Genomic DNA, 25,070 nt, shown 5'->3' with positions numbered 1-25,070 from the left:
AACAGATGAAGACGATCGACGAACTTCTCGCCGAAGGGGTCGCGGGCAAGCGGGTATTCGTCCGCGCCGACCTCAACGTGCCGCTGGACGGCACCACGATCACCGACGACGGCCGCATCCGCGCCGTCCGGCCGACGGTCGCCCGGCTCGCCGAGGCCGGTGCGCGGGTCATCGTCGCCTCGCACCTCGGCCGCCCGAAGGGCGCCCCGGACCCGGCCTTCTCGCTGGCCCCGGCCGCCGCGCGCCTCGGTGAGCTGCTCGGTACGGAGGTCGCCTTCGCGACCGACACCGTCGGCGAGTCCGCCCGCGCCACGGTCGCCGCCCTCACCGACGGCCGGGTCGCCGTCATCGAGAACCTCCGCTTCAACGCCGGGGAGACGTCGAAGGACGACGCCGAACGCGGCGCCTTCGCCGATCGGCTCGCCGAGCTCGCCGACGTGTACGTGGGTGACGGCTTCGGCGCCGTCCACCGCAAGCACGCCTCGGTCTTCGATCTTCCGGCCCGCCTTCCGCACGCGGCCGGCGGCCTGATCGCCACCGAGGTCGGCGTCCTCAAGAAGCTCACCGAGGACGTCACGCGGCCCTACGTCGTGGTCCTCGGCGGCTCCAAGGTCTCCGACAAGCTCGGTGTGATCGACCACCTGCTGGAGAAGGCCGACCGCATCCTCATCGGTGGCGGAATGGCGTACACCTTCCTCAAGGCCCAGGGCCACGAGGTCGGCAGCTCCCTCCTCCAGGAGGACCAGATCCCGGCGGTGCTCGGCTACCTCGAGCGTGCCGAGGAGAAGGGCGTGGAGTTCGTGCTCCCCGTCGACGTCGTCGTCTCGGCGCAGTTCCCGGACCTCAAGGCCAAGACCCCGGGCCACCCCGCCACCGTTGCCGCCGACGCCATCCCGGCCGGTGTGATGGGCCTGGACAACGGCCCGGAGACCAACAAGCTCTACGCCTCGAAGCTCGCCGACGCGGCCACCGTCTTCTGGAACGGCCCCATGGGAGTCTTCGAGCACCCCGACTACGCCGAGGGCACCAAGGCGGTCGCCCAGGCCCTCGTCGACTCCCCGGCCTTCAGCGTCGTCGGCGGCGGGGACTCCGCAGCCGCCGTCCGCATCCTGGGCTTCGACGAGAACGCATTCGGCCACATCTCGACCGGTGGCGGCGCCAGCCTCGAATACCTCGAGGGCAAGACGCTTCCCGGCCTCGCCGCACTGGAGGACTGACCCCCAATGACCACCCGCACCCCGCTCATGGCGGGCAACTGGAAGATGAACCTCAACCACCTCGAGGCCATCGCCCACGTCCAGAAGCTCGCGTTCGCCCTGGCCGACAAGGACTACGACGCCGTAGAGGTCGCCGTCCTGCCGCCCTTCACCGATCTGCGCTCCGTGCAGACCCTGATCGACGGCGACAAGCTGAAGATCAAGTACGGCGCCCAGGACATCTCGGCGCAGGACTCCGGCGCCTACACCGGCGAGATCTCCGGCCTCATGCTCGCCAAGCTGAAGTGCACGTACGTGGCCGTCGGCCACAGCGAGCGCCGCCAGTACCACAACGAGACCGACGAGATCTGCAACGCCAAGGTGAAGGCCGCGTACAAGCACGGCCTGACCCCGATCCTCTGCGTCGGCGAGGGCCTGGACATCCGCAAGGCCGGTGACCAGGTCTCCTACACCCTCGCGCAGCTCGACGGAGGCCTGAAGGACATCCCGGCCGAGCAGGCCGAGTCCATCGTGATCGCGTACGAGCCCGTCTGGGCCATCGGGACCGGCGAGGTCGCCACCCCCGAGGACGCCCAGGAGGTCTGCGGCGCGATCCGCCGCCGGCTCGCCGAGCTGTACTCCCAGGAGCTGGCCGACGCCGTCCGTATCCAGTACGGCGGATCGGTGAAGTCCGGCAACGTCGCGGCCATCATGGCGCAGCCCGATGTGGACGGTGCCCTGATCGGCGGCGCCGCGCTCGACGCCGACGAGTTCGTCAAGATCGTTCGCTTCCGCGACCAGTGAGTATGCGGTAGCGCGGATCCGTCGTACCCTAGCGGGGGCCGAAGGGGGTATCACCCCTTGGCCCCCGCTGTTCGTACATGCAGTCAAGAAGAATTCCGGAAAGTAGGGACCAGCCGTGATTTTGGCGTTCGAGATCGCCCTGATCGTCTTCAGCCTGCTGCTGATGCTGCTGGTGCTGATGCACAAGGGAAAGGGCGGCGGCCTTTCCGACATGTTCGGTGGAGGAATGCAGTCCTCCGTGGGTGGTTCCTCGGTCGCCGAGCGCAACCTCGACCGCATTACCGTCGTGGTCGGTCTGGTCTGGTTCGCGTGCATCGTGGTCCTCGGTCTGCTCATCAAGCTGGACAACTGACCCGTCGTCAGCGATTCCCGGTGAGGGTGTAACTCCTTACACCGGACGCGCGTTGGGCCTTACGTAGACTGGGGCATCTTCGAGCACCATCACGCAGGGAGTTACGACCGTGGCAAGTGGCAACGCGATCCGGGGAAGCCGGGTCGGAGCGGGCCCGATGGGGGAGGCCGAGCGCGGCGAGTCCGCGCCGCGCCTCCGCATCTCCTTCTGGTGCTCGAACGAGCACGAGACGCAGCCGAGCTTCGCCCATGACGCGCAGGTCCCGGAGACCTGGGACTGTCCGCGCTGTGGTTTCCCGGCCGGCCAGGACCGGGACAACCCGCCCGCCCCGCCCCGCACCGAGCCGTACAAGACGCACCTCGCGTACGTGCGCGAGCGGCGCAGCGATGCCGACGGTGAGGCGATTCTCGCCGAGGCCCTCGCGAAACTCCGCGGAGAGATCTGAGGGTCTTCTCCCGTTCGGCTCGTGCCGGGCTCGCGGGGCCGTGTACGCACAATGAAGAGCCCTCGCTCCCTGCACCATTCCTGAACGCTGTTCACCGGCCGGTCACCCCTGGGGTGCCCGGCCGGAATCCGTAGGCCGTCCGCCCCGCCCGCCCTTGCCCGTCGCGCCCCCCGGATCAATTAGGTTGGAGGGGCAGCGGGGCATGTTGCAGGTACGAGAAGAAGTGGGCGATTTCCCGGATGAACGCACAAAGCCGAACCAAGCTCAACCAGACGCCCGAGTGGGCGGCGCTCGGCAAGCACCGTGAGGAGCTCGGCGACACCCATCTGCGCCGGCTGTTCGCGGATGCGCCGGACCGCGGGACCGCGTACACCCTCCGGGTCGGCGACCTCCACATCGACTATTCCAAGAACCTGGTCACCGACGAGACGCTGCGCCTGCTGCGCGAGCTCGCCGTCACCACGGACGTCGCCGGACTGCGGGACGCGATGTTCCGCGGCGAGAAGATCAACACCACCGAGGACCGCGCCGTCCTGCACACCGCGCTCCGCGCCCCGCGCGACGCCGTGATCGAGGTCGACGGCGAGAACGTGGTGCCGGCCGTGCACGCCGTCCTCGACCGGATGGCCGCCTTCTCCGACCGGGTCAGGGCGGGGGAGTGGACCGGTCACACCGGCCGGCCCATCAAGAACATCGTCAACATCGGCATCGGCGGCTCCGACCTCGGTCCCGCCATGGCGTACGAGGTGCTGCGCTCCTTCACCGACCGCTCCCTCACCGTCCGCTTCGTGTCGAACGTCGACGGTGCCGACCTGCACGAGGCCGTGCAGGGGCTCGACCCGGCCGAGACGCTGTTCATCGTCGCGTCCAAGACCTTCACGACGATCGAGACCATCACCAACGCGACCTCCGCGCGCGACTGGCTCCTCACCGAGCTGAGGGCCGGTCAGGAAGCCGTCGCCAAGCACTTCGTGGCGCTGTCGACCAACGCGGAGAAGGTCGCGGACTTCGGCATCGACACGGCCAACATGTTCGAGTTCTGGGACTGGGTCGGCGGCCGGTACTCCTTCGACTCGGCGATCGGTCTCTCACTGATGATCGCCATCGGCCCGGACCGGTTCCGCGAGATGCTCGACGGCTTCCACCTCGTCGACGAGCACTTCCGCACCGCCCCCGCCGAGGAGAACGCCCCGCTCCTGCTGGGCCTGCTGGGCGTCTGGTACGGCGCGTTCTTCGACGCCCAGTCCCACGCCGTCCTGCCCTACAGCCACTACCTGTCCAAGTTCACCGCGTACCTGCAGCAGCTGGACATGGAGTCCAACGGCAAGTCCGTGGACCGGGACGGCGATCCGGTCGAGTGGCAGACCGGGCCGGTCGTCTGGGGCACTCCCGGCACCAACGGGCAGCACGCCTACTACCAGCTGATCCACCAGGGAACCAAGGTCATCCCGGCCGACTTCATCGGCTTCGCCGCGCCCGTCGGCGACCTCCTGCCCGGCCTGATCGCGCAGCACGACCTGCTGATGGCCAACTTCTTCGCCCAGACCCAGGCGCTCGCCTTCGGGAAGACGCCCGACGAGGTCCGCGCCGAGGGCGTCGCCGAGGAACTCGTGCCGCACAAGTCGTTCCGCGGCAACCACCCGACGACGACGGTCCTCGCCGACCGGCTCACCCCGTCGGTGCTCGGCCAGCTGATCGCGCTGTACGAGCACAAGGTCTTCGTCCAGGGAGCCGTCTGGAACATCGACTCCTTCGACCAGTGGGGCGTCGAGCTCGGCAAGGTCCTCGCCAGGGAGATCGCGCCGGTGCTGACCGACGGAACCGGCGCAGAGCAGCTGGACAGCTCCACCGCCGCACTCGTCGCGACCTACCGCACGCTGCGGGGGCGCTGAGCCGATGACGAAGGGGGAGGGGACGATACGGCTGCGGCCGCCGCGCAACAGGCTGGATCCCCGCGCCGCGGGCTGGTGGCGGACCCAGTGGCTGCTGCTGACGGCGGCGCCGGTGGCCGTGCTGGGCCTGGCGGGGGCGTTCATCGCTCCGGCCAGGACCTGGCTGCTGGCGTCCGCCGCCGGCCTGGCGGCCGCGGGCCTGCTGTGCGCCGTCCTCCTCCCCCTCTGGTGGTTCCGCACCCATCGCTGGGAGGTCACCGACGACGCGGTCTACGTACGGACCGGGTTCTTCCTGCAGGAATGGCGCATCGCGCCGATGTCCCGCATCCAGACCGTGGACACCGTGCGCGGCCCGCTGGAGCAGCTCTTCGGGCTCGCCACGGTCACCGTCACCACGGCGTCCGCCAAGGGTGCCGTGCGGATCGAGGGCCTCGCGCACGGGGTGGCGGCGGAACTGGCCGAACGGCTGACCAGGATCACGCAGGGCACCCCGGGGGACGCCACATGAGCACCGCGGCGGCCGAGGACCCCGGCTGGCTGCGGATCCACCCGCGCACGGTGCTCGTCACCGCGCTCGTCACGGCCGGGGTCGCGGCGGGCGCCGCCGTACCGGCCGTGGTCGCGCTGTCCGGCCGGTTCGGCTACCCGCTCGCCATCGGCTGGGCGCTTGCCGGGGCCGTCCTCCTGATCGGCGGCGCCGCCGCCGGGGACTACGTGCGCTGGCGGCGCACCCGCTACCGCGTCGGCGCCGGGCAGTTCGACCTGCGCACCGGGCTCCTGCTGGCCAAACGGCGCTCCCTGGCCCGCGAACGGATCCGCAGCGTCGACCTCACCGCCCACCCGCTGCTGCGGGTGCTCGGACTGGTCACGGTCCGCATCGGCACCGGTGAGCACACGGGCGGTGAATCGACCCTGGAGCTCGACCCCGTCAGCCGGGCCGAGGGGGAGCGGCTGCGCCGTGAACTCCTCGACCGCACCGCCGTCGAGGCCCCGGGGACGCACCGCGAGGGCGAGCTGGCAGCCCTCGACCCGCGCTGGATACGCTACGCGCCCCTCTCCTTCGTCGCGCCCATGCTCGGCGGCGCGGCAGTCGGCGGCGTCCTGCAGATCAGCGAATGGGCCGGCGCGCAGGGCGAGGTGATCGCCTGGGTCACCGACCGGTTCCGGGACACCCCGCTGCTCTGGACGATCACGGCCCTGGCCGTCGTGGCCCTGGCCGCCGGGATCGTCGGGGCACTCGGGCTCTGGGTCGAGATGTGGTGGAACTACCGGCTGGAACGCGAACCCGGCGGCACCCTGCGCGTCCGGCGCGGGCTGTTCACCTCACGCTCCCTCTCCGTCGAGGAACGACGGCTGCGCGGTGTGGACCTCGTGGAGCCCCTGGGCGTACGGCTGTTCGGCGCCGCACGGGTGGACGCCATCACCACGGGCCTGGCCAAGGACGAACAGGCGCAGGGCGCCGACCACGACACCCTGCTCCCGGTCGTGCCCCGCCCCCTCGCCGACACGATCGCCGCCGAGGTGCTGCGCGAACCGGCCGCCCCCACCGGCGCCCCGCTCACCGCGCACCCCCGCTCCGCCCGCGGCCGGCGGCTGCGCCGCGCGCTGGCGGCCGTTCTGCTCCCCGTGCTGGCCATGGCACTCCTGGGCGCCCTGCTGACGCCCGTGCTGCTGTGGACCGCGCTGGTCTGCGCGGTGGTGTTCCTGCCGCTCGCCGTGCTGTCGGCCGTCGACGCCTACCGGTCCCTGGGGCACACCGTCTCCGGCGACTACCTCGTGACCCGGTCCGGGAGCCTCCGCCGCTCCACGGCCGCCCTGCAGCGGACCGGGGTCATCGGCTGGACGGTGAAGCAGTCCCGCTTCCAGCGCCGGGCCGGGCTGCTCAGCGTCACCGCGACGACGGCCGCCGGAGGGGGCGCATACACGGCGTACGACACCGATGCGTCCGAGGGGCTCGCCTTCGCCGCGGAGGCCGTCCCGGGCCTGCTGGAGCCGTTCCTGGAGCGTTCCTGAGGGACGCGCCGGCCCGGCGCCGCACCGATGGCGCAGGAGCGGTCGTCCGTTCGGGACGGCCCGGCGTCGTCTCCTGCCGGGACTCGCCGCACGGTACGTCCGGCGCGCGCGTCCCCACGGGCCCTGTGCGCAGGACGGCCCCCGGTACGACGTCAGGCCCGGTCCGCTCGAGGGAGCGGACCGGGCCTGACGTCGACCGTGCCTACGCGGAGGCCGGCGGGTACAGCGCGCGCGGCAGCCGGGAGGCCGCCGCGGCGTCCAGCAGCCACAGCGTGCGGCTGCGGCCGTACGCGCCCGCCGCCGGGGCCTGGATCTCCCCGGCACCGGACAGCGCGATCTCCGCCGCCTCGGCCTTGTCCTCACCCGCGGCCAGCAGCCACACCTCGCGGGCCGCCCGGATGGCGGGCAGCGTGAGCGAGACCCGGGTGGCCGGCGGCTTGGGAGCGCCGTGCACACCGACGACGGTGCGCTCGGTCTCCCGCACCGCGGGCAGCTCAGGGAAGAGGGAGGCCACGTGCGTGTCCGGGCCGACGCCCAGCATCAGCACATCGAACGTCGGCACGGGCCCGTGGTCCTCCGGGCCCGCCGCGGCGGCCAGTTCGGCGGCGTACCCCGCGGCGGCGGCATCCGCGTCGCCCCCGTGAGGACCGTCCGAGGCGGGCATCGCGTGCACCCGGGACGGGTCCAGCGCCACCGCGTCCAGCAGGGCCTCGCGGGCCTGCGTGACGTTGCGCTCCGGGTCGCCCCCGGGCAGGAAACGCTCGTCGCCCCACCACAGGTCCAGGCGCGACCAGTCGATCGCGTCCCGCGCCGGCGACCCGGCGAGCGCGGCCAGCAGGCCGTTGCCGTTGCGTCCGCCGGTCAGGACCACCGAGGCGGAACCGCGGGCGGCCTGGGCGTCCACGATCTTCGTGATCAGCCGGGCCGCCGCGGCCTGGGCCATCAGCTCCTTGTCGCGGTGCACGACGAGCTGCGGAGCACTCACTTCGAGGCCGCCTTCTTGGCCGCGGCCTTCTTCGCCGCCGGGGCCGCTGCCCCGGCCGGGGACGACGGCTTGTGCCCGGCACCGACCGACGACGCCTCGGCGGGGCCGCCGAGACGCTCGACCCCGAACTTCACCGTGGACTCGTAGATGTTGTCCGGGTCCAGGCGCCGCAGCTCCTCGGCGAGGAGCTCGGCGGTCTCCCGCCGCTTCAGCGCCACCGCACGGTCCGGCTGGCCCACGATGGAGAGCGTCGCCAGCGAGCCGTCGGCCCGGTCCAGGACGACCACGCCGTTCTTGGTCTCGAGCCGGACCGCCGTCAGGCCGGGACCGCCGGACAGGGCGCGCTCCACCGGGACCCCGAGCCGGTCCGCGAGCCACATGGCCAGCAGCTCGCAGCTCGGGTTGTCCGACTCGCCCTCGACCGTCGCCGAGATCACCTGCGCGGGCTGCTGGTCGAGCGCCGCGGCCAGCATCGAGCGCCACGGCGTGATGCGGGTCCAGGCCAGGTCGGTGTCACCCGGGTTGTACGTCGCCGCGCGCACCGCGAGCTCGTCGAGCGGGTGCTCGGCCGAGTACGTGTCGGTGATGCGGCGCTGGGCCAGCGCGCCCAGCGGGTCCTTCGCCGGGTCCGCCGGGGCGTCCTCCGGCCACCACACCACGACCGGGGCGTCCGGCAGCAGCAGCGGCAGGACGACCGACTGGGCGTGGTTGGCCAGCTCGCCGTGCAGACGCAGGACGACGGTCTCGCCGGAGCCCGAGTCGGAACCGACCCGGATCTCGGCGTCGAGCCGCGCGTCGCGCCGGCTGCGCGGCGAACGGCTGACCCTCTTGATCACCGCGATGATCCGCGAGGGGTGCTCGCGCGAGGAGTCGGCCGCCGCCCGGAGGGCGTCGTAGGCATTCTCCTCGTCGGTGACGACGACGAGGGTGAGCACCATGCCGATGGCCGGGGTCCCGATGGAACGCCGGGCCGACACCAGGGCCTGGTTGATCTTGCTGGACGTGGTTTCCGTGAGATCGATCTTCATGGCCGGCGCCAGCTCCGTCCGTCGCGTGCGAGCATCTCGTCGGCCTCGGCCGGACCCCAGGTGCCGGCCGCGTACTGGGCGGGCTTGCCGTGCTTGTCCCAGTACTCCTCGATCGGGTCGAGGATGTTCCAGGAGAGCTCGACCTCCTGGTGGCGGGGGAAGAGGTTGGCGTCGCCGAGCAGGACATCCAGGATGAGCCGCTCGTACGCCTCCGGGCTGGACTCCGTGAAGGACTCGCCGTACGCGAAGTCCATCGTGACGTCCCGTACCTCCATGGAGGTACCGGGCACCTTGGAGCCGAAGCGCACCGTGACGCCCTCGTCCGGCTGAACCCGGATGACCAGGGCGTTGCCGCCCAGCTCCTCCGTCGCACCCGACTCGAAGGGCAGGTACGGGGCGCGCTTGAAGACGACCGCGATCTCCGTGACCCGGCGGCCGAGCCGCTTCCCGGTACGCAGGTAGAACGGCACGCCCGCCCAGCGGCGGTTGTTGATCGTCAGCTTGATCGCGGCGAAGGTGTCGGTCTTCGACTTGGGGTCGATGCCGTCCTCCTCCAGATAACCGAGCGCTTCCTCGCCGCCCTGCCAGGCGTGCGCGTACTGGCCGCGCACCGTGTGCTTGCCCAGGTCCTCGGGCAGCTCCACCGCCGTGAGCACCTTGAGCTTCTCGGCGACCAGGGCCTTCGGGTGGAAGGAGCCGGGCTCCTCCATCGCGGTCAGCGCCAGCAGCTGCAGCAGGTGGTTCTGGATGACGTCACGGGCCGCGCCGATGCCGTCGTAGTAGCCGGCCCGGCCGCCGATGCCGATGTCCTCGGCCATCGTGATCTGGATGTGGTCGACGTACGACCTGTTCCAGATCGGCTCGAACATCGTGTTGGCGAAGCGCAGCGCCAGGATGTTCTGGACCGTCTCCTTGCCGAGGTAGTGGTCGATGCGGAAGACCTCGTTCGGCGGGAACACGTCGTGCACGAGCTGGTTGAGCTCCTGCGCGCTCGTGAGGTCGTGGCCGAACGGCTTCTCGATGACGGCACGCCGCCAGGAGCCCTCCTTCTGGTCCGCCAGCCCGTGCTTCTTGAGCTGCTGGACGACCTTGGGGAAGAACTTCGGCGGTACGGACAGGTAGAAGGCGAAGTTGCCCCCCGTGCCCTGCGCCTTGTCGAGCTCCTCGATCGTGGACTTCAGCGTCTCGAAGGCCACGTCGTCGTCGAAGTTGCCCTGGACGAAGCGCATCCCCTGGATGAGCTGCTGCCAGACCTCCTCGCGGAACGGCGTGCGCGCGTGCTGCTTGACGGCGTCGTGGACGACCTGGGCGAAGTCCTCGTCCTCCCAGTCGCGGCGCGCGAAGCCGATGAGTGAGAAGCCCGGTGGCAGCAGGCCGCGATTGGCCAGGTCGTAGACGGCGGGCATCAGCTTTTTGCGGGACAAATCGCCCGTGACGCCAAAGATCACCAGGCCCGACGGCCCCGCGATGCGCGGGAGCCGTCGGTCCTGGGCGTCACGGAGCGGGTTGGCTCCGGGAACACCAGACAAGGTGGTCAGCCCTCCGAAGGAGCGAGGCGCTTGAGCTCTGCCTCGGTGGAGTTGAGCAGGTCGATCCAGGCCGCCTCGAACTTCTCGACGCCCTCGTCCTCCAGCAGCTGGACGACGTCGTCGTAGCCGACGCCGAGCTCCTTGATCGCGTCGAGGTCGGCACGGGCCTGGTCGTAGGAACCGGCGACGGTGTTGCCGGAGATCTCGCCGTGGTCGGCCACGGCGTCCAGGGTCGCCTCGGGCATGGTGTTGACCGTGTTCGGGGCGACGAGCTCGTCGACGTACAGGGTGTCCTTGAGGTCCGGGTCCTTGACGCCGGTGGAGGCCCACAGCGGACGCTGCTTGTTGGCCTGCGCCTTGTCGAGGGCCGCCCAGCGGGCACCCGCGAAGACCTCTTCGTACGCCTCGTAGGCCAGGCGCGCGTTGGCGAGGGCGGACTTGCCCTTCGCGGCCTTCGCCGCGTCGCCGCCGATCGCGTCCAGGCGCTTGTCGATCTCGGTGTCCACGCGGGACACGAAGAAGGAGGCCACCGAGTGGATCTTGGAGAGGTCCAGGCCCGCGGCCTTCGCCTTCTCCAGGCCCGCCAGGTAGGCGTCCATGACCTCGCGGTAGCGCTCCAGCGAGAAGATCAGGGTCACGTTGACGCTGATGCCCTTGCCGATGACCTCGGTGATCGCCGGCAGGCCGGCCTTCGTCGCCGGGATCTTGATGAGCGTGTTCGGCCGGTCCACCAGCCAGGCCAGCTGCTTGGCCTCGGCGATCGTGGCCTCGGTGTGGTGGGCCAGGCGCGGGTCGACCTCGATGGAGACCCGGCCGTCCTGGCCGCCGGTGGCGTCGAAGACCGGACGCAGGATGTCGGCGGCGTCACGGACGTCGGCCGTCGTGATCATGCGGATGGCCTCGTCGACCGTCACCTTGCGGGTGGCGAGGTCGGTGAGCTGCTGGTCGTAACCGTGGCCCTGCGAGATCGCCTTCTGGAAGATCGACGGGTTGGTCGTGACACCCACGACGTGACTCTGGTCGATCAGCTCGGCGAGGTTGCCGGAGGTGATCCGCGTGCGGGACAGGTCGTCGAGCCAGATCGCCACGCCCTCGTCGGAGAGGCGCTTGAGTGCGTCTGTCATGAGAATTGCATCTCCTACTAGTCGTATAACCGGGTCAGCGCGCGACGGCGGCGAGAGATTCCCGGGCGGCAGCGGCCACGTGCCCGGCGGTGAAGCCGAACTCGCGGAAGAGGACCTTGGCGTCGGCCGAGGCACCGAAGTGCTCCAGCGAGACGATCCGGCCCGCGTCGCCCACGTACCGGTGCCAGGTCAGGCCGATGCCCGCCTCGACGGCGACCCGGGCCTTCACGGACGGCGGCAGCACGCTGTCCTTGTACGCCTGGTCCTGCTCCTCGAACCACTCGACACACGGCATCGACACCACACGGGTCGGCACACCGGCAGCCTGGAGCTCGTCGCGGGCCTCGACGGCCAGCTGGACCTCGGAGCCCGTCCCGATCAGGACGACCTGGGGCTCACCGCCCTCGGCGTCGAGGAGCACGTAGCCGCCCTTGGCCGCGTCCTCGTTCACCGGGTAGGTGGGCACACCCTGGCGGGTCAGCGCCAGACCGTGCGGGGCGCCCTCGCCGAACACCTTGGTCCAGCGGCGCAGGATCTCGCGCCAGGCGATCGTGGTCTCGTTCGCGTCGGCCGGACGGACGACGTTGAGGCCCGGGATCGCACGCAGCGAGGCGATGTGCTCCACCGGCTGGTGGGTCGGACCGTCCTCGCCGAGGCCGATCGAGTCGTGCGTCCACACGTACGTCACCGGGAGGTGCATCAGCGCGGACAGGCGCACGGCGTTGCGCATGTAGTCGGAGAACACCAGGAAGGTGCCGCCGTAGATGCGGGTGTTGCCGTGCAGCGCGATGCCGTTCATGGCCGCGGCCATGGAGTGCTCGCGGATGCCGAAGTGGATCGTCCGGCCGTACGGGTCGGCCTCGGGCAGCGGGTTGCCGACCGGGAGGAACGACGACGTCTTGTCGATCGTGGTGTTGTTCGAGCCCGCGAGGTCGGCGGAGCCGCCCCACAGCTCGGGGATGATGCCGCCGAGCGCCTGGAGGACCTTGCCGGAGGCGGCACGCGTGGCCACGGAGTGACCCGCCTCGAAGACCGGCAGCGCGTCCTGCCAGCCCTCGGGCAGCTCGCCCGCGGAGATCCGGTCGAACTCGGCCGCGCGCTCCGGGTTGGCGGTGCGCCACGCGGCGAGGGACTTCTCCCACTCGGCCTTGGCCTCACGGCCGCGGTCCAGGGCCTCACGGGTGTGCGAGATGACCTCGTCGGAGACCTCGAAGGTCTTCTCCGGGTCGAAGCCGAGGACCCGCTTGGTGGCCGCGATCTCCTCGTCGCCGAGCGCCGAGCCGTGCGCGGCCTCGGTGTTCTGGGCGTTCGGGGCGGGCCAGGCGATGATCGAGCGGGCCGCGATGAACGAGGGGCGCTCCGTCTCGGCCTTGGCGGCCTGCAGCGCGTTGTAGAGACCCTCGGGGTCCAGGTCGCCGGTGGGCGACTGGTCCACCCGCTGGACGTGCCAGCCGTAGGACTCGTACCGCTTGAGGGTGTCCTCGGAGACCGCGGTCTCCGTGTCGCCCTCGATCGAGATGTGGTTGTCGTCCCACAGCAGCACCAGGTTGCCGAGCTTCTGGTGGCCCGCCAGCGAGGACGCCTCGGCCGAGATGCCCTCCTGGAGGCAGCCGTCACCGGCGACGACCCAGACGGTGTGGTCGAACGGGGAGGTGCCGGGGGCCGCCTCCGGGTCGAACAGGCCGCGCTCGTAGCGGGCGGCCATCGCCATGCCCACGGCGTTGGCGACACCCTGGCCCAGCGGGCCGGTCGTCGTCTCGACACCCGTGGTGTGGCCGTACTCCGGGTGGCCCGGGGTCTTGGAGCCCCAGGTGCGGAACGCCTTGAGGTCGTCCAGCTCCAGGCCGTACCCGGCCAGGTAGAGCTGGATGTACAGCGTCAGGCTGGAGTGGCCCGCAGAGAGCACGAACCGGTCGCGGCCGGTCCATTCCGCGTCCGCCGGGTCATGGCGCATCACCTTCTGGAACAGGGTGTACGCGGCAGGAGCCAGGCTCATCGCCGTACCCGGGTGGCCGTTTCCGACCTTCTGTACGGCGTCCGCGGCGAGGACGCGGACAGTGTCCACGGCCCGCTGGTCCAATTCGGTCCACTGAAGGTCTGTGGTGGTCGGCTTGGTGCTCACCCTGAGTCAGGGCTCCTCTCCACTGTTCGTAAACCGGTGGCTGGTTACCGCACCGGGCATTGCCGAGCCTACCCCCGGAACAAGGCGGTACTTCTGCCCTTTCCACAGTGCGGGCGACCTGCGGAGTTCGCCTCCCGTATGAGCGCCGCAGTTCACTTCTGCGCCACCCCAACACGACCCCACCCCCGCGAAGAGGGGCGTATGCCCAACGTCTACAGTGGTCTGGTTCGCGCAAGTCTTTACCGGGCCCTCCCGCCCGGAGCTTGCTGGGATTTCTCTGTCAGGGGTGTGCGTGACGGCCGTCGAGTCCCGACCCGCAGGGGTCGCCTTGACTCCGAGCCCAGTGGGCCATCGCCCGTTCGGGGCCCGCATCAAGGCATTCGTGGCACTTACCAAGCCGCGCATCATCGAGTTGCTGCTGATCACCACCGTCCCGGTGATGTTCCTTGCCGCTCAGGGCGTGCCCGATCTTTGGCTCGTAGTCACTACCACCATCGGCGGATATCTCTCCGCGGGCGGTGCCAATGCGCTCAACATGTATATCGACCGCGACATCGACGCGCTGATGGACCGCACGTCGCAGCGGCCGCTGGTCACCGGCATGGTGAGCCCGCGCGAGTGCCTGGCCTTCGGAATCACCCTCGCGGTGATTTCCACGGCCTGGTTCGGACTGCTCGTCAACTGGCTCTCCGCAGCACTCGCACTCGGCGCACTTCTGTTCTACGTCGTCGTCTACACGATGCTGCTCAAGCGCCGGACCTCGCAGAACATCGTCTGGGGCGGAATCGCCGGCTGCATGCCCGTGCTCATCGGCTGGTCCGCCGTGACCAATTCGGTGTCCTGGGCCGCGGTCATTCTTTTCGCCGTCATCTTCTTCTGGACGCCGCCGCACTACTGGCCGCTCTCGATGAAGGTGAAGGAGGACTACGCCCGGGTCGGTGTCCCGATGCTTCCGGTCGTCGCCTCCAACCGGGTGGTGGCCCGCCAGATCGTCCTCTACAGCTGGGTCATGGTCGCCGTCTCACTGCTCCTCACCCCGCTGGGCTACACCGGCTGGTTCTACACGACGGTGGCGCTGGTGACCGGCGGCTTCTGGCTCTGGGAGGCGCACGGGCTGCAGAACCGCGCGAAGGCGGGCGTGACCGGCGGCAAGCTCAAGGAGATGCGGCTGTTCCACTGGTCCATCACCTATGTCTCGCTGCTCTTCGTCGCCGTCGCGGTGGACCCCTTCCTGAGGTAGTCCCGCACGGACGTGCGAAAGCTCCGCCGACGGGCGGGGACGTGGCCGATGCCACGCCCCCGCCCGTCGCCGTTTGATCTACCCGTCGGTAGCATCCTGTGCATGGCAGAGACGGCAGAGCCCCAGACCCAGCAGACCGACGACAGCAGGCACGCGGCCCGCGCGGAGCGCAGGGCCGCGAAGCTCGCCAAGCAGATCGGCGCCTTCTCCCGGGCACACGGCGGCGCCGAGGGGCAGCTGGCCCACATCGGCCGGATGGGCACCCGCATCGTGCTCGTGGGCGAGGACGGCGGATGGGGCGACCTGATGGCCCCCTCGTACGCCGTCGCCGAGAGCGCCGCGCAGAAGGCCGGCCTCACCCTGCACGAGACGTTCGACGGGAACTTCGCGGCCAAGGTCCGTACCGGCCCGTACGAGTGGTCCCGGATGGCCGGCATCCAGGTCGGCGGCCCGTCCAACGGCTGACCCCGCACACGGCAACGGCCTCCGCCGCCGCACCCTCCCGGGTGCGGCGGCGGAGGCCGTTCGCGCGGATCAGGCGACGGGCGCGTGCTCCGGCCGCTGTCCGGCCGCCGGAGCGGGGACGGCGGCGGGGGTCTGCGGCCGCTCGCGCAGCGACAGCAGCAGTCGCATGACGGCGATCCACATCAGGCCCGAACCGAGCATGTGGAGGCCGACGAGGATCTCGGGCACGTCGCTGAAGTACTGCACGTACCCGATGGCGCCCTGCGCGAGCAGGACGACCAGCAGGTCGCGTGCGCGGGCCCGGGTGTCGGCCGGGGCGTCCACGATCCGCAGGGCCAGCCACATCGCGACGGCCAGGACGCAGACCACCCAGGCGGCGATGGCGTGCACATGGGCTGCGACGGTCCAGTCCCACGGCATGCGCGGTACGTCGCTGCTGTCCCCGGCGTGCTTGCCGGAACCCGTGACCGTGGTGCCCAGGGCGATCAGGACCACCGAGGTCGCGACGATCGCCCAGGCCAGGTTCCGTACCGGCTTCGGGGCGCGCGGGCGCCGCGGGCCGTCGCCCTCGCCGATCCGCACCCAGGTGATGACGGCGACGGTGAGCAGGCAGTTGGCGAGCAGGAAGTGTCCCGCCACCGACCACGGGTTGAGGCCGGCCCAGACCGTGATCCCGCCGATGACCGCGTTCCCCATGACGAGCCAGAACTGGGACCAGGCGAGCCGGGTGAGGCCGCGCCTGCGGGGCTTCAGGGAGCGCGCCGCGATGATCGCCCAGCCGACCGCGGCCGACAGGACGTAGGTGAGCATCCGGTTGCCGAACTCGATCGCCCCGTGCAGGCCCTGCTCGGGGGTGGCGAAGAGGCTCTCGTCCGTGCACTTGGGCCAGGTGTCGCAGCCCAGACCGGAACCGGTCAGCCGGACGGCCCCGCCCGTGACGATGATGAACACGGTCATCACGACCGCCGAGAGCGCGGCGCGCCTGGCGGTCTTCACGGACGGCGTCCAGCGCTTGGCGATGTAGGAGAGGGGTGTTTCCACGCGCACCATCGTAGGCAACGGCTTGTGCATGTTTTCACGAGGGGGTGGGTCATTACCGGATGGCTCCGGACATCAGCGGTATGTCACCGCACGCTCACTCCCAGCGGAAGAACCGCGCCGCCGCGCCGAGCCCCAGCACCGCCCACACCGTGAGGATGCCCAGGCTGCCCCACGGCATCGTGGCACCGTGCTGCAGGACGTCCCGCAGGCCCTCCGAGAGGGCCGAGATCGGCAGCAGGCCCAGCACCGACTGCGCGGCGTCCGGGAACCGGTCCAGCGGCACGACGACCCCGCCGCCCACCAGCAGCAGCAGGAAGACCAGGTTGGCCGCCGCGAGTGTCGCCTCGGCCTTCAGCGTCCCTGCCATCAGCAGCCCGAGGCCCGAGAAGGCCACGGTGCCCAGCACCAGGAGCAGCAGGACCGCGAGCGGCCCGCCCTCCGGCGACCAGCCCAGCGCGAACGCGATCACCGTGAGCAGAACGACCTGCAGTACCTCCGTGACCAGCACCGCGAGCGTCTTCGCCGCCATCAGCGCCCAGCGCGGCAGCGGTGAGGCGCCGAGCCGCTTGAGCACCCCGTAGCGCCGTTCGAAACCCGTCGCGATGGCCTGGCCGGTGAAGGCCGTCGACATCACCGCGAGGGCGAGGATCCCGGGCGTCAGGAAGTCGACGGGCTCGCCGGAGCCGGTGTCGACGACGTCGACCGCGCTGAACAGCACCAGCAGCAGCGTGGGGATGACCACGGTCAGCAACAGCTGCTCGCCGTTGCGCAGCAGCATCCGCGTCTCCAGCGCCGCCTGCGCGGCGATCATGCGGGACAGCGGGGCGGCGCCGGGGCGCGGGGTGTACGTACCGGCGCTCATGCGCGCAGCTCCTTGCCGGTCAGTTCGAGGAAGACGTCCTCCAGGGTGTGCCGCTCCACCGCTATGCCCTCCGGCATCACGCCGTGCTGGGCGCACCAGGAGGTGACGGTCGCCAGCAGCTCCGGGTCGATGCGGCCGGTGATGCGGTACGTGCCGGTGGCGAGCTCGGCGGCCTCGCTGCCCCCGGGCAGTGCCTTGAGGAGCGAGGCGAGGTCCAGCCCGGGGCGGCCGGTGAAGCGCAGGGTGTTCTCGGCGCCGCCGCGGCACAGCTGCTCGGGGCTGCCCTGGGCGATGACCCGGCCCGCGTCGATGACGGCCACGTCGTCGGCGAGCTGCTCGGCCTCGTCCATGAAGTGGGTGGTGAGGACGACGGACACGCCGTCGGTGCGCAGCTCCCGCAGCAGGTCCCAGGTGGAGCGGCGGGCCTGCGGGTCGAGGCCGGCCGTCGGTTCGTCCAGGAAGACGAGCTCGGGCCGGCCCACGACGGCCATGGCCAGCGCGAGGCGCTGCTGCTGGCCGCCGGACAGCCGGCGGTAGGTGGTGCGTCCGCAGCTGCCGAGGCCCAGGCGCTCGATGAGCGCGTCGACGTCCAGCGGATGCGCGTGCAGCTTCGCCATGTGGCGGAGCATCTCGTCGGCGCGGGCGCCGGAGTAGACCCCGCCGGACTGCAGCATGACGCCGATACGGGGGCGGAGCGCCGCGGCGTCCCGGACCGGATCGAGGCCGAGCACCCGTACCCGTCCGTCGTCCGGCCGGCGGTACCCCTCGAAGGTCTCGATCGTGGTGGTCTTGCCGGCACCGTTGGGACCGAGGACCGCGGTCACCGCACCCGCCGCAACCTCCAGATCGAGGCCGTCCACCGCGGTCCTGGTGCCGTACCGCTTGACCAGGCCCCTGGCCTGTACGACGGGCTCACTGCTCATGGCGGGCAAGTCTAGGCGGGGGAGTGCGTCCCCCCGCGCGGAGGGTTCCCCGGGGGAGGGACGCCACGGCCCGCCGGGCGGGCGCCCCGGCGGGCGACACGACCGGCCGCCGGTGGATCTTCGGAAGGCGCGGGCCGGGCGCCGGCGAGGGGTGCACCGCTGTACCGTCCCGGCCCGTCCGACCTGCGAAGCGTCACCGGTGATCATCATTTCCGCAGGTCAACTTAGGTGTGCCTAAGTGATGAACCGCACCGGGTGCGGTCCGGAGGCGGGTTGTCAGGCCCGAAGGAATTACGCAACAATGGCGTTGTGAAATACGTTGGCGAGGCTCCGCAGGAGGAACTCGCGTCCGGGGAGCGCTCGACGCGCAACCGGGTCGCGCGCTCCATCCTGGACCACGGCCCGTCCACCGCCGCCGACCTGGCGAAGCGCGTCGGCCTGACCCAGGCCGCCGTCCGCCGCCACCTGGACGCCCTCGTCTCCGACGACGTCGTCGAGGCCCGTGAGCAGCGCGTGTACGGGGCGCGCACCCGCGGCCGTCCGGCCAAGGTGTTCGCCCTGACCGACTGCGGCCGGGACGCGTTCGACCAGTCCTACGACAAGCTGGCCGTGGACGCCCTGCGGTGGATCGCCGACTCGGGCGGGGACGAGGCGCTCGTCGCCTTCGCCCGTGCCCGGATGGCCTCCCAGTGGGAGACGTACCGGGCCGCCGTCGACGCCGCGGAGCCCGAGGCACGCGCCGAGGCGCTGGCCGGGGCCCTGTCGGCCGACGGGTACGCTGCTACGGCGCGCAGCGCGCCGGCCCCGCAGCAGGGTGAGCAGCTGTGCCAGCACCACTGCCCGGTCGCGCACGTCGCCGAGCAGTTCCCGCAGCTGTGCGAGGCGGAGACGGAATTCTTCTCCAGCCTGCTCGGTACCCATGTGCAGCGTCTGGCCACCCTCGCCCACGGCGACGGCGTGTGCACGACGTTCGTCCCGCGCAGCAGCCCCGCAGCACCACAGACCACCACATCAGCATCTGCAAGTACGCCCGGGAGGAACCCCGCATGACGCTCCCTACGGAGACTGCCCACCCTGAGCTCGATGGCCTGGGCACGTACGAATTCGGCTGGGCCGACTCCGACGCGGCAGGCGCGGCGGCGAAGCGCGGCCTGTCCGAAGCTGTCGTCCGCGACATCTCGGAGAAGAAGAACGAGCCGGAGTGGATGCTGAATCTCCGGCTCAAGGGCCTGAAGCTGTTCGGCAAGAAGCCCATGCCGAACTGGGGCTCGGACCTGTCGGGGATCGACTTCGACAACATCAAGTACTTCGTGCGGTCCACGGAGAAGCAGGCGGAGTCCTGGGAGGACCTGCCCGAGGACATCAAGAACACGTACGACAAGCTCGGCATCCCCGAGGCGGAGAAGCAGCGCCTCGTCGCCGGTGTCGCCGCGCAGTACGAGTCCGAGGTCGTCTACCACCAGATCAACGAGGAGCTGGAGGCGCAGGGTGTCATCTTCATGGACACCGACACCGCGCTGAAGGAGCACCCGGAGCTCTTCAAGGAGTACTTCGGCACGATCATCCCCGTCGGTGACAACAAGTTCGCCTCGCTGAACTCGGCCGTGTGGTCCGGCGGCTCCTTCATCTACGTGCCGAAGGGCGTGCACGTGGAGATCCCGCTCCAGGCCTACTTCCGTATCAACACGGAGAACATGGGCCAGTTCGAGCGGACGCTGATCATCGTCGACGAGGACGCCTACGTCCACTACGTCGAGGGCTGCACGGCGCCGATCTACTCCTCGGACTCCCTGCACTCCGCGGTCGTCGAGATCATCGTGAAGAAGGGCGGCCGCTGCCGCTACACGACGATCCAGAACTGGTCGAACAACGTCTACAACCTCGTCACCAAGCGCGCCGTGGCGTACGAGGGCGCGACCATGGAGTGGGTCGACGGCAACATCGGCTCCAAGGTCACGATGAAGTACCCGGCCGTGTACCTGATGGGCGAGCACGCCAAGGGCGAGACCCTGTCCATCGCCTTCGCGGGCGAGGGCCAGCACCAGGACGCCGGCGCCAAGATGGTCCACATGGCCCCGAACACCTCCTCCAACATCGTCTCCAAGTCGGTGGCACGGGGCGGTGGCCGCACCTCCTACCGCGGTCTGATCGAGATCGGTGAGGGCGCCCCGGGCGCCAAGTCGAACGTGCTGTGTGACGCGCTGCTCGTGGACACCATCTCGCGCTCCGACACCTACCCCTACGTCGACGTCCGCGAGGACGACGTCTCGATGGGGCACGAGGCGACTGTCTCCAAGGTCTCCGAGGACCAGCTCTTCTACCTCATGAGCCGCGGACTCACGGAGTTCGAGGCCATGGCGATGATCGTGCGCGGCTTCGTCGAGCCGATCGCGAAGGAGCTGCCCATGGAGTACGCCCTGGAGCTCAACCGGCTGATCGAGCTGCAGATGGAGGGTTCGGTCGGTTAGTACGGCCGCGCGCCGTCCGCCGATCGAATCCCCGAGAGTTCTTGACTGAGAAAGCGAGCACCACGACAGCCATGGCTGAGGCTCAGAACATCCCTGCGGGCTCCACCACCGCCGGGTCCATCGCGGTGGCGGCCGAGTCCACCGTCGCCACGCGCATGAGCGCCCCCCCGTCCTTCGACGTCGCGGACTTCCCGGTCCCGCACGGCCGCGAGGAGGAATGGCGGTTCACGCCGCTGGAGCGGCTGCGCGGACTGCACGACGGCACCGCCGTCGCCACCGGTGACGGGGTCAAGGTCGTCATCGAGGCGCCCTCGGGCGTCACGGTCGAGACCGTCGGCCGCGACGACGCGCGGCTCGGCAGGGCCGGTACGCCGGTGGACCGGGTCGCCGCGCAGGCGTACTCGTCCTTCCAGCAGGCCTCGGTCGTCACGGTGGCGAAGGAGGCCGTGCTCACCGAGCCGGTCCGGATCGCCGTGCACGGCGAGGGCGGTGTGGCCTACGGCCACCAGGTCATCGAGCTGGGCGCCTTCGCCGAGGCCGTCGTCGTCATCGACCACACCGGTGACGCGGTGCTCGCCGCCAACGTCGACTACGTCCTCGGCGACGGGGCGAAGCTCACCGTCGTCTCCGTCCAGGACTGGGACGAGAAGGCCGTCCACGTCGGTCAGCACAACGCGCTGATCGGCAGGGACGCCTCCTTCAAGTCCATCGTCGTCACCTTCGGCGGCGACGTGGTCCGCCTCCATCCGCGGGTCGCCTACGCGTCCACCGGCGGCGAGGCGGAGCTCTTCGGCCTGTACTTCACCGACAAGGGCCAGCACCAGGAGCACCGTCTCCTGGTCGACCACAACGCCCCGCACTGCAAGTCCAACGTGGCCTACAAGGGCGCGCTGCAGGGCGACGGCGCACACGCCGTCTGGATCGGCGACGTCCTCATCCAGGCAGCCGCCGAGGGAACCGACACCTACGAGATGAACCGCAACCTGGTTCTCACCGACGGTGCCCGGGTCGACTCCGTGCCGAACCTGGAGATCGAGACCGGCGAGATCGTCGGCGCGGGCCACGCCTCGGCGACCGGCCGCTTCGACGACGAACAGCTGTTCTACCTGCAGTCCCGCGGCATCCCGGCCGAGGAGGCCCGCCGGCTCGTCGTGCGCGGCTTCTTCGCCGAGCTGGTCCAGCAGATCGGTCTGCCGGACGTCGAGGCCCGTCTCCTCGACAAGATCGAGACCGAGCTGAAGGCGTCGGTCTGATGGCCTTCGTCAAAGCCTGTGCGCTGAGCGAGCTGGAGGACGACACCCCGAAGCGGGTGGAGCTCGACGGCACGCCGGTATCCGTCGTCCGCACCGAGGGCGAGGTGTTCGCGATCAACGACATCTGCTCGCACGCGAACGTCTCGCTGTCGGAGGGCGAGGTGGAGGACTGCGCGATCGAGTGCTGGCTGCACGGATCGAGCTTCGACCTCCGCACCGGCAAGCCGTCCGGTCTTCCCGCGACGCGCCCCGTCCCCGTATACCCCGTCAAGATCGAAGGGGACGATGTGCTCGTCTCCGTCACCCAGGAGTCCTGAGTCACCCATGGCAACGCTTGAAATCCGCGACCTGCACGTCTCCGTCGAGGCCGACAACGCCACGAAGGAGATCCTCAAGGGCGTCGACCTGACCGTGAAGCAGGGCGAGACCCACGCCATCATGGGCCCGAACGGGTCCGGCAAGTCCACCCTCGCCTACTCGCTCGCGGGTCACCCCAAGTACACGATCACGAGTGGCACGGTGACCCTGGACGGCGAGGACGTCCTGGAGATGTCCGTCGACGAGCGCGCCCGCGCCGGCCTGTTCCTCGCCATGCAGTACCCGGTCGAGATCCCCGGTGTCTCGGTCTCCAACTTCCTGCGCACCTCCGCCACCGCCGTCCGCGGCGAGGCACCCAAGCTGCGTACGTGGGTGAAGGAGGTCAAGGAGACGATGGCCGGGCTTCAGATGGACCCCGCCTTCGCCGAGCGCAACGTCAACGAGGGCTTCTCCGGCGGTGAGAAGAAGCGCCACGAGATCCTCCAGCTGGAGCTCCTCAAGCCGAAGGTCGCGATCCTCGACGAGACCGACTCCGGCCTGGACGTCGACGCGCTGAAGACCGTCTCCGAGGGCGTCAACCGGGTGCGCGAGACCGGTGAGGTCGGCACCCTGCTGATCACGCACTACACGCGCATCCTCAAGTACATCAAGCCCGACTACGTGCATGTCTTCGCCAACGGCCGGATCGCCGCCTCCGGCGGAGCCGAGCTGGCGGACAAGCTGGAGAACGAGGGCTACGAGGCCTACACGAAGGGTGGCGCTTCCGCGTGACTGACGCCCGACAGGGGCTCTCCGGCCTCCTCGACACCGAGGCGATCCGCAAGGACTTCCCGATCCTGGACCGCACGGTCCATGACGGTAAGAAGATCGTTTACCTGGACAGCGCGGCGACCTCGCAGAAGCCGCGCCAGGTCCTCGACGCGCTCAACGAGTACTACGAGCGGCACAACGCCAACGTCCACCGCGGTGTGTACACGATCGCCGAGGAGGCCACCGCGCTGTACGAGGGCGCTCGCGACAAGGTCGCGGCGTTCATCAACGCGCCCAGTCGCAACGAGGTGATCTTCACCAAGAACGCCTCGGAGTCGCTGAACCTCGTCGCCAACATGCTCGGCTGGGCCGACGAGCCCTACCGGGTCGACAGCGACACCGAGATCGTCACCACGGAGATGGAGCACCACTCCAACATCGTGCCGTGGCAGCTGCTCTCGCAGCGCACGGGCGCGAAGCTGAAGTGGTTCGGCATCACGGACGACGGCCGGCTGGACCTGTCCAACATCGACGAGATCATCACGGAGAAGACGAAGATCGTCTCCTTCACCCTGGTCTCCAACATCATGGGCACCATCAATCCGGTCGAGAAGATCATCCGCCGTGCCCAGCAGGTCGGCGCACTGGTCTGCATCGACGCCTCGCAGGCGGCCCCGCACATGGTGCTCGACGTGCAGGCGCTGCAGGCCGACTTCGTGGCCTTCACCGGCCACAAGATGGTCGGCCCGACCGGCATCGGCGTGCTCTGGGGACGGCAGGAGCTCCTGGAGGACCTGCCTCCGTTCCTCGGCGGCGGCGAGATGATCGAGACCGTGTCGATGCACTCGTCGACGTACGCCCCCGCGCCGTACAAGTTCGAGGCCGGTACGCCCCCGATCGCGCAGGCCGTCGGCCTCGGCGCGGCAGTGGACTACCTCTCGGCCATCGGCATGGAGAACATCCACCGCCACGAGCAGGCGATCACCGAGTACGCGGTGCGCAGGCTCCTGGAGGTTCCGGACCTCCGGATCATCGGCCCGGCGACGGCCGAGGACCGGGGTGCGACGATCTCGTTCACCCTCGGCGACATCCACCCGCACGATGTGGGGCAGGTGCTCGACGAGCAGGGCATCGCGGTCCGGGTCGGACACCACTGCGCGCGGCCGGTGTGCCTGCGGTACGGAATTCCTGCGACGACGCGGGCGTCGTTCTATCTGTACTCCACACCCGCCGAGGTCGACGCCCTGGTGGACGGCCTGGAGCACGTGCGGAACTTTTTCGGTTAAAGGCGAGGGTTGACTGGTGAAGCTTGACTCCATGTACCAGGAAGTGATCCTGGACCACTACAAGCACCCCCACGGGCGCGGCCTGCGGGACGGCGACGCCGAGGTGCACCACGTCAACCCGACGTGCGGCGACGAGATCACGCTCCGCGTGAAGTACGACGGCGAGACCATCGTCGACGTCAGTTATGAGGGCCAGGGCTGCTCCATCAGTCAGGCCAGTGCCTCCGTCCTCAACGAGCTGCTGGTCGGCAAGCAGCTCGGCGAGGCGCAGAAGATCCAGGAGACCTTCCTGGAACTGATGCAGTCCAAGGGTCAGCTGGAGCCGGACGACACGATGGAGGAGGTGCTGGAGGACGCGGTCGCGTTCGCCGGCGTCTCCAAGTACCCGGCCCGGGTCAAGTGCGCGCTGCTGAGTTGGATGGCGTGGAAGGACGCGACGGCGCAGGCGCTGTCCGAAGGGAAGACGGCATGAGCGACAACGAGACTCTCACCACCAAGCCCGCCTCCGAGGAGGAGGTCCGCGAGGCCCTGTACGACGTGGTCGACCCCGAGCTGGGCATCGACGTCGTCAACCTGGGCCTGATCTACGGCATCCACGTGGACGACGCCAACATCGCCACCCTCGACATGACGCTGACGTCCGCGGCCTGCCCGCTGACCGATGTCATCGAGGACCAGGCGAAGTCCGCGACGGACGGCATCGTGAACGAGTTGCGGATCAACTGGGTCTGGATGCCGCCGTGGGGCCCGGACAAGATCACCGACGACGGTCGCGAGCAGCTGCGCGCGCTGGGCTTCAACGTCTGATCTCCGTCGTCCGCAACGGGACGACGAACGGCCATGCACGCCAGGCGGACTGGCGTGCATGGCCGTCGGCGTTCGCGGCCCCTGCCGCGCACGGACCTCGCCGGGGGCGGCGGGCCCGGTGAGGTGAGCCGCGCGTGCGGTGCCGGACCGCCCGAAGGGCCCGCCCG

General features: G+C 70.1%; 25 protein-coding genes. 17 read left to right on the top strand and 8 right to left on the bottom strand.

The genetic code is table 11. The annotated features are described in order from the left end of the window. Nucleotides 1-5 precede the first annotated feature (5 nt). From OG927_RS07635 to OG927_RS07605, 7 genes are all read left to right on the top strand, one after another. Nucleotides 6-1,217: a phosphoglycerate kinase gene (locus OG927_RS07635; protein ID WP_056783653.1), complete on the top strand. Its 1,212-nt coding sequence runs from the start codon at nt 6-8 to the stop codon at nt 1,215-1,217. Between the two features lie 6 nt (nt 1,218-1,223). Beyond that, on the top strand, nt 1,224-2,000 hold the full coding sequence (tpiA, locus tag OG927_RS07630) for a triose-phosphate isomerase (RefSeq protein ID WP_056783649.1): 777 nt from the start codon (nt 1,224-1,226) through the stop codon (nt 1,998-2,000). A 115-nt stretch (nt 2,001-2,115) separates the two neighbouring features. After that, complete coding sequence (gene secG / locus OG927_RS07625; RefSeq protein ID WP_056783645.1) at nt 2,116-2,352, top strand: preprotein translocase subunit SecG; 237 nt, start codon at nt 2,116-2,118, stop codon at nt 2,350-2,352. A gap of 109 nt (nt 2,353-2,461) precedes the next feature. After that, on the top strand, nt 2,462-2,797 hold the full coding sequence (locus OG927_RS07620; protein WP_079099553.1) for an RNA polymerase-binding protein RbpA: 336 nt from the start codon (nt 2,462-2,464) through the stop codon (nt 2,795-2,797). A gap of 239 nt (nt 2,798-3,036) precedes the next feature. Further along, the gene (gene pgi / locus OG927_RS07615) at nt 3,037-4,689 is read left to right on the top strand and encodes a glucose-6-phosphate isomerase (protein ID WP_330319878.1); all 1,653 of its coding nucleotides are present in this window, start codon (nt 3,037-3,039) and stop codon (nt 4,687-4,689) included. Nucleotides 4,690-4,693: 4 nt separating this feature from the next. After that, complete coding sequence (locus tag OG927_RS07610; protein WP_056783635.1) at nt 4,694-5,197, top strand: PH domain-containing protein; 504 nt, start codon at nt 4,694-4,696, stop codon at nt 5,195-5,197. After that, the gene (locus OG927_RS07605; protein ID WP_056783632.1) at nt 5,194-6,702 is read left to right on the top strand and encodes a PH domain-containing protein; all 1,509 of its coding nucleotides are present in this window, start codon (nt 5,194-5,196) and stop codon (nt 6,700-6,702) included. Before OG927_RS07610 ends, OG927_RS07605 begins: the two co-directional genes overlap by 4 nt. 202 nt (nt 6,703-6,904) lie before the next feature. Here OG927_RS07605 and pgl read toward each other — a convergent pair whose 3' ends face one another. The 5 genes from pgl to tkt are packed head-to-tail and all read right to left on the bottom strand — an operon-like array spanning nt 6,905 to nt 13,490. Continuing rightward, nucleotides 6,905-7,687: a 6-phosphogluconolactonase gene (gene pgl, locus OG927_RS07600; protein WP_056783629.1), complete on the bottom strand. Its 783-nt coding sequence runs from the start codon at nt 7,685-7,687 to the stop codon at nt 6,905-6,907. Then, nucleotides 7,684-8,715 carry a glucose-6-phosphate dehydrogenase assembly protein OpcA gene (gene opcA / locus OG927_RS07595; protein ID WP_056783626.1) on the bottom strand — a complete coding sequence of 344 codons (1,032 nt, stop codon included), beginning with the start codon at nt 8,713-8,715 and terminating at the stop codon, nt 7,684-7,686. Before opcA ends, pgl begins: the two co-directional genes overlap by 4 nt. Then, entirely contained in the window at nt 8,712-10,244 is a 1,533-nt protein-coding gene (zwf, locus tag OG927_RS07590) for a glucose-6-phosphate dehydrogenase (RefSeq protein ID WP_056783621.1), read from the bottom strand. The genes opcA and zwf overlap by 4 nt, the downstream gene beginning before the upstream one ends. Nucleotides 10,245-10,249: 5 nt before the next feature. Beyond that, a complete protein-coding gene (gene tal / locus OG927_RS07585) occupies nt 10,250-11,368 on the bottom strand; it encodes a transaldolase (protein WP_056783618.1) in 1,119 nt (372 codons plus the stop codon). Nucleotides 11,369-11,402: 34 nt separating this feature from the next. After that, nucleotides 11,403-13,490, bottom strand: coding sequence for a transketolase (gene tkt, locus OG927_RS07580; RefSeq protein ID WP_056783613.1), 2,088 nt, complete (start codon nt 13,488-13,490; stop codon nt 11,403-11,405). Between the two features lie 292 nt (nt 13,491-13,782). On the opposite strand from tkt, the gene OG927_RS07575 reads away from it, so the two are divergent. Both OG927_RS07575 and OG927_RS07570 read left to right on the top strand, forming a co-directional pair. Beyond that, nucleotides 13,783-14,730: a heme o synthase gene (locus OG927_RS07575; RefSeq protein WP_056783610.1), complete on the top strand. Its 948-nt coding sequence runs from the start codon at nt 13,783-13,785 to the stop codon at nt 14,728-14,730. Between the two features lie 102 nt (nt 14,731-14,832). Beyond that, nucleotides 14,833-15,195, top strand: a complete 363-nt coding sequence (locus OG927_RS07570; RefSeq protein ID WP_330319877.1) for a hypothetical protein — start codon at nt 14,833-14,835, stop codon at nt 15,193-15,195. 69 nt (nt 15,196-15,264) lie between these two features. Here the strand turns inward: OG927_RS07570 and OG927_RS07565 are convergent, their stop codons facing one another. The 3 genes from OG927_RS07565 to OG927_RS07555 all read right to left on the bottom strand — a co-directional run bounded on the left by OG927_RS07565 (nt 15,265) and on the right by OG927_RS07555 (nt 18,021). After that, nucleotides 15,265-16,245, bottom strand: a complete 981-nt coding sequence (locus OG927_RS07565) for a COX15/CtaA family protein (RefSeq protein ID WP_056783604.1) — start codon at nt 16,243-16,245, stop codon at nt 15,265-15,267. A gap of 85 nt (nt 16,246-16,330) precedes the next feature. Then, nucleotides 16,331-17,098, bottom strand: coding sequence for an ABC transporter permease (locus OG927_RS07560; RefSeq protein ID WP_330319876.1), 768 nt, complete (start codon nt 17,096-17,098; stop codon nt 16,331-16,333). After that, the gene (locus tag OG927_RS07555; protein ID WP_319104855.1) at nt 17,095-18,021 is read right to left on the bottom strand and encodes an ABC transporter ATP-binding protein; all 927 of its coding nucleotides are present in this window, start codon (nt 18,019-18,021) and stop codon (nt 17,095-17,097) included. The genes OG927_RS07560 and OG927_RS07555 overlap by 4 nt, the downstream gene beginning before the upstream one ends. Before the next feature lie 309 nt (nt 18,022-18,330). Between OG927_RS07555 and OG927_RS07550 the strand changes: the two genes are divergently transcribed. From OG927_RS07550 to OG927_RS07515, 8 genes are all read left to right on the top strand, one after another. After that, complete coding sequence (locus tag OG927_RS07550) at nt 18,331-19,071, top strand: helix-turn-helix transcriptional regulator (protein WP_056783595.1); 741 nt, start codon at nt 18,331-18,333, stop codon at nt 19,069-19,071. Beyond that, the gene (sufB, locus tag OG927_RS07545; RefSeq protein ID WP_056783589.1) at nt 19,068-20,489 is read left to right on the top strand and encodes a Fe-S cluster assembly protein SufB; all 1,422 of its coding nucleotides are present in this window, start codon (nt 19,068-19,070) and stop codon (nt 20,487-20,489) included. Before OG927_RS07550 ends, sufB begins: the two co-directional genes overlap by 4 nt. A gap of 71 nt (nt 20,490-20,560) precedes the next feature. Next, complete coding sequence (gene sufD / locus OG927_RS07540; protein WP_056783587.1) at nt 20,561-21,742, top strand: Fe-S cluster assembly protein SufD; 1,182 nt, start codon at nt 20,561-20,563, stop codon at nt 21,740-21,742. Continuing rightward, the gene (locus tag OG927_RS07535) at nt 21,742-22,059 is read left to right on the top strand and encodes a bifunctional 3-phenylpropionate/cinnamic acid dioxygenase ferredoxin subunit (RefSeq protein WP_014156911.1); all 318 of its coding nucleotides are present in this window, start codon (nt 21,742-21,744) and stop codon (nt 22,057-22,059) included. The genes sufD and OG927_RS07535 overlap by 1 nt, the downstream gene beginning before the upstream one ends. Before the next feature lie 7 nt (nt 22,060-22,066). Next, nucleotides 22,067-22,831, top strand: a complete 765-nt coding sequence (sufC, locus tag OG927_RS07530; RefSeq protein ID WP_056783584.1) for a Fe-S cluster assembly ATPase SufC — start codon at nt 22,067-22,069, stop codon at nt 22,829-22,831. Next, nucleotides 22,828-24,096 carry a cysteine desulfurase gene (locus OG927_RS07525; RefSeq protein ID WP_056783582.1) on the top strand — a complete coding sequence of 423 codons (1,269 nt, stop codon included), beginning with the start codon at nt 22,828-22,830 and terminating at the stop codon, nt 24,094-24,096. Before sufC ends, OG927_RS07525 begins: the two co-directional genes overlap by 4 nt. 16 nt (nt 24,097-24,112) lie before the next feature. Then, entirely contained in the window at nt 24,113-24,568 is a 456-nt protein-coding gene (sufU, locus tag OG927_RS07520) for a Fe-S cluster assembly sulfur transfer protein SufU (RefSeq protein ID WP_057573657.1), read from the top strand. Beyond that, complete coding sequence (locus OG927_RS07515; RefSeq protein ID WP_056783575.1) at nt 24,565-24,903, top strand: metal-sulfur cluster assembly factor; 339 nt, start codon at nt 24,565-24,567, stop codon at nt 24,901-24,903. The genes sufU and OG927_RS07515 overlap by 4 nt, the downstream gene beginning before the upstream one ends. The last annotated feature ends 167 nt before the right edge of the window (nt 24,904-25,070 follow it).

Source organism: Streptomyces clavifer (assembly GCF_036345975.1).
Taxonomy (GTDB): Bacteria; Actinomycetota; Actinomycetes; order Streptomycetales; family Streptomycetaceae; genus Streptomyces; species Streptomyces clavifer.
This window is presented reverse-complemented; position numbering and strand designations above follow the sequence as displayed.

Bases quoted from the DNA above. Each gene is read 5' to 3' on its own strand.
- tpiA (WP_056783649.1), top strand. From the start codon at position 1,224: ATGACCACCCGCACCCCGCTCATGGCGGGCAACTGGAAGATGAACCTC.
- OG927_RS07570 (WP_330319877.1), top strand. From the start codon at position 14,833: ATGGCAGAGACGGCAGAGCCCCAGACCCAGCAGACCGACGACAGCAGG.
- OG927_RS07635 (WP_056783653.1), top strand. From the start codon at position 6: ATGAAGACGATCGACGAACTTCTCGCCGAAGGGGTCGCGGGCAAGCGG.
- tal (WP_056783618.1), bottom strand. From the start codon at position 11,368: ATGACAGACGCACTCAAGCGCCTCTCCGACGAGGGCGTGGCGATCTGG.
- sufB (WP_056783589.1), top strand. From the start codon at position 19,068: ATGACGCTCCCTACGGAGACTGCCCACCCTGAGCTCGATGGCCTGGGC.
- OG927_RS07565 (WP_056783604.1), bottom strand. From the start codon at position 16,245: ATGGTGCGCGTGGAAACACCCCTCTCCTACATCGCCAAGCGCTGGACG.
- opcA (WP_056783626.1), bottom strand. From the start codon at position 8,715: ATGAAGATCGATCTCACGGAAACCACGTCCAGCAAGATCAACCAGGCC.
- sufC (WP_056783584.1), top strand. From the start codon at position 22,067: ATGGCAACGCTTGAAATCCGCGACCTGCACGTCTCCGTCGAGGCCGAC.
- OG927_RS07560 (WP_330319876.1), bottom strand. From the start codon at position 17,098: ATGAGCGCCGGTACGTACACCCCGCGCCCCGGCGCCGCCCCGCTGTCC.
- OG927_RS07555 (WP_319104855.1), bottom strand. From the start codon at position 18,021: ATGAGCAGTGAGCCCGTCGTACAGGCCAGGGGCCTGGTCAAGCGGTAC.
- OG927_RS07515 (WP_056783575.1), top strand. From the start codon at position 24,565: ATGAGCGACAACGAGACTCTCACCACCAAGCCCGCCTCCGAGGAGGAG.
- sufD (WP_056783587.1), top strand. From the start codon at position 20,561: ATGGCTGAGGCTCAGAACATCCCTGCGGGCTCCACCACCGCCGGGTCC.
- pgi (WP_330319878.1), top strand. From the start codon at position 3,037: ATGAACGCACAAAGCCGAACCAAGCTCAACCAGACGCCCGAGTGGGCG.
- OG927_RS07605 (WP_056783632.1), top strand. From the start codon at position 5,194: ATGAGCACCGCGGCGGCCGAGGACCCCGGCTGGCTGCGGATCCACCCG.
- OG927_RS07535 (WP_014156911.1), top strand. From the start codon at position 21,742: ATGGCCTTCGTCAAAGCCTGTGCGCTGAGCGAGCTGGAGGACGACACC.
- OG927_RS07610 (WP_056783635.1), top strand. From the start codon at position 4,694: ATGACGAAGGGGGAGGGGACGATACGGCTGCGGCCGCCGCGCAACAGG.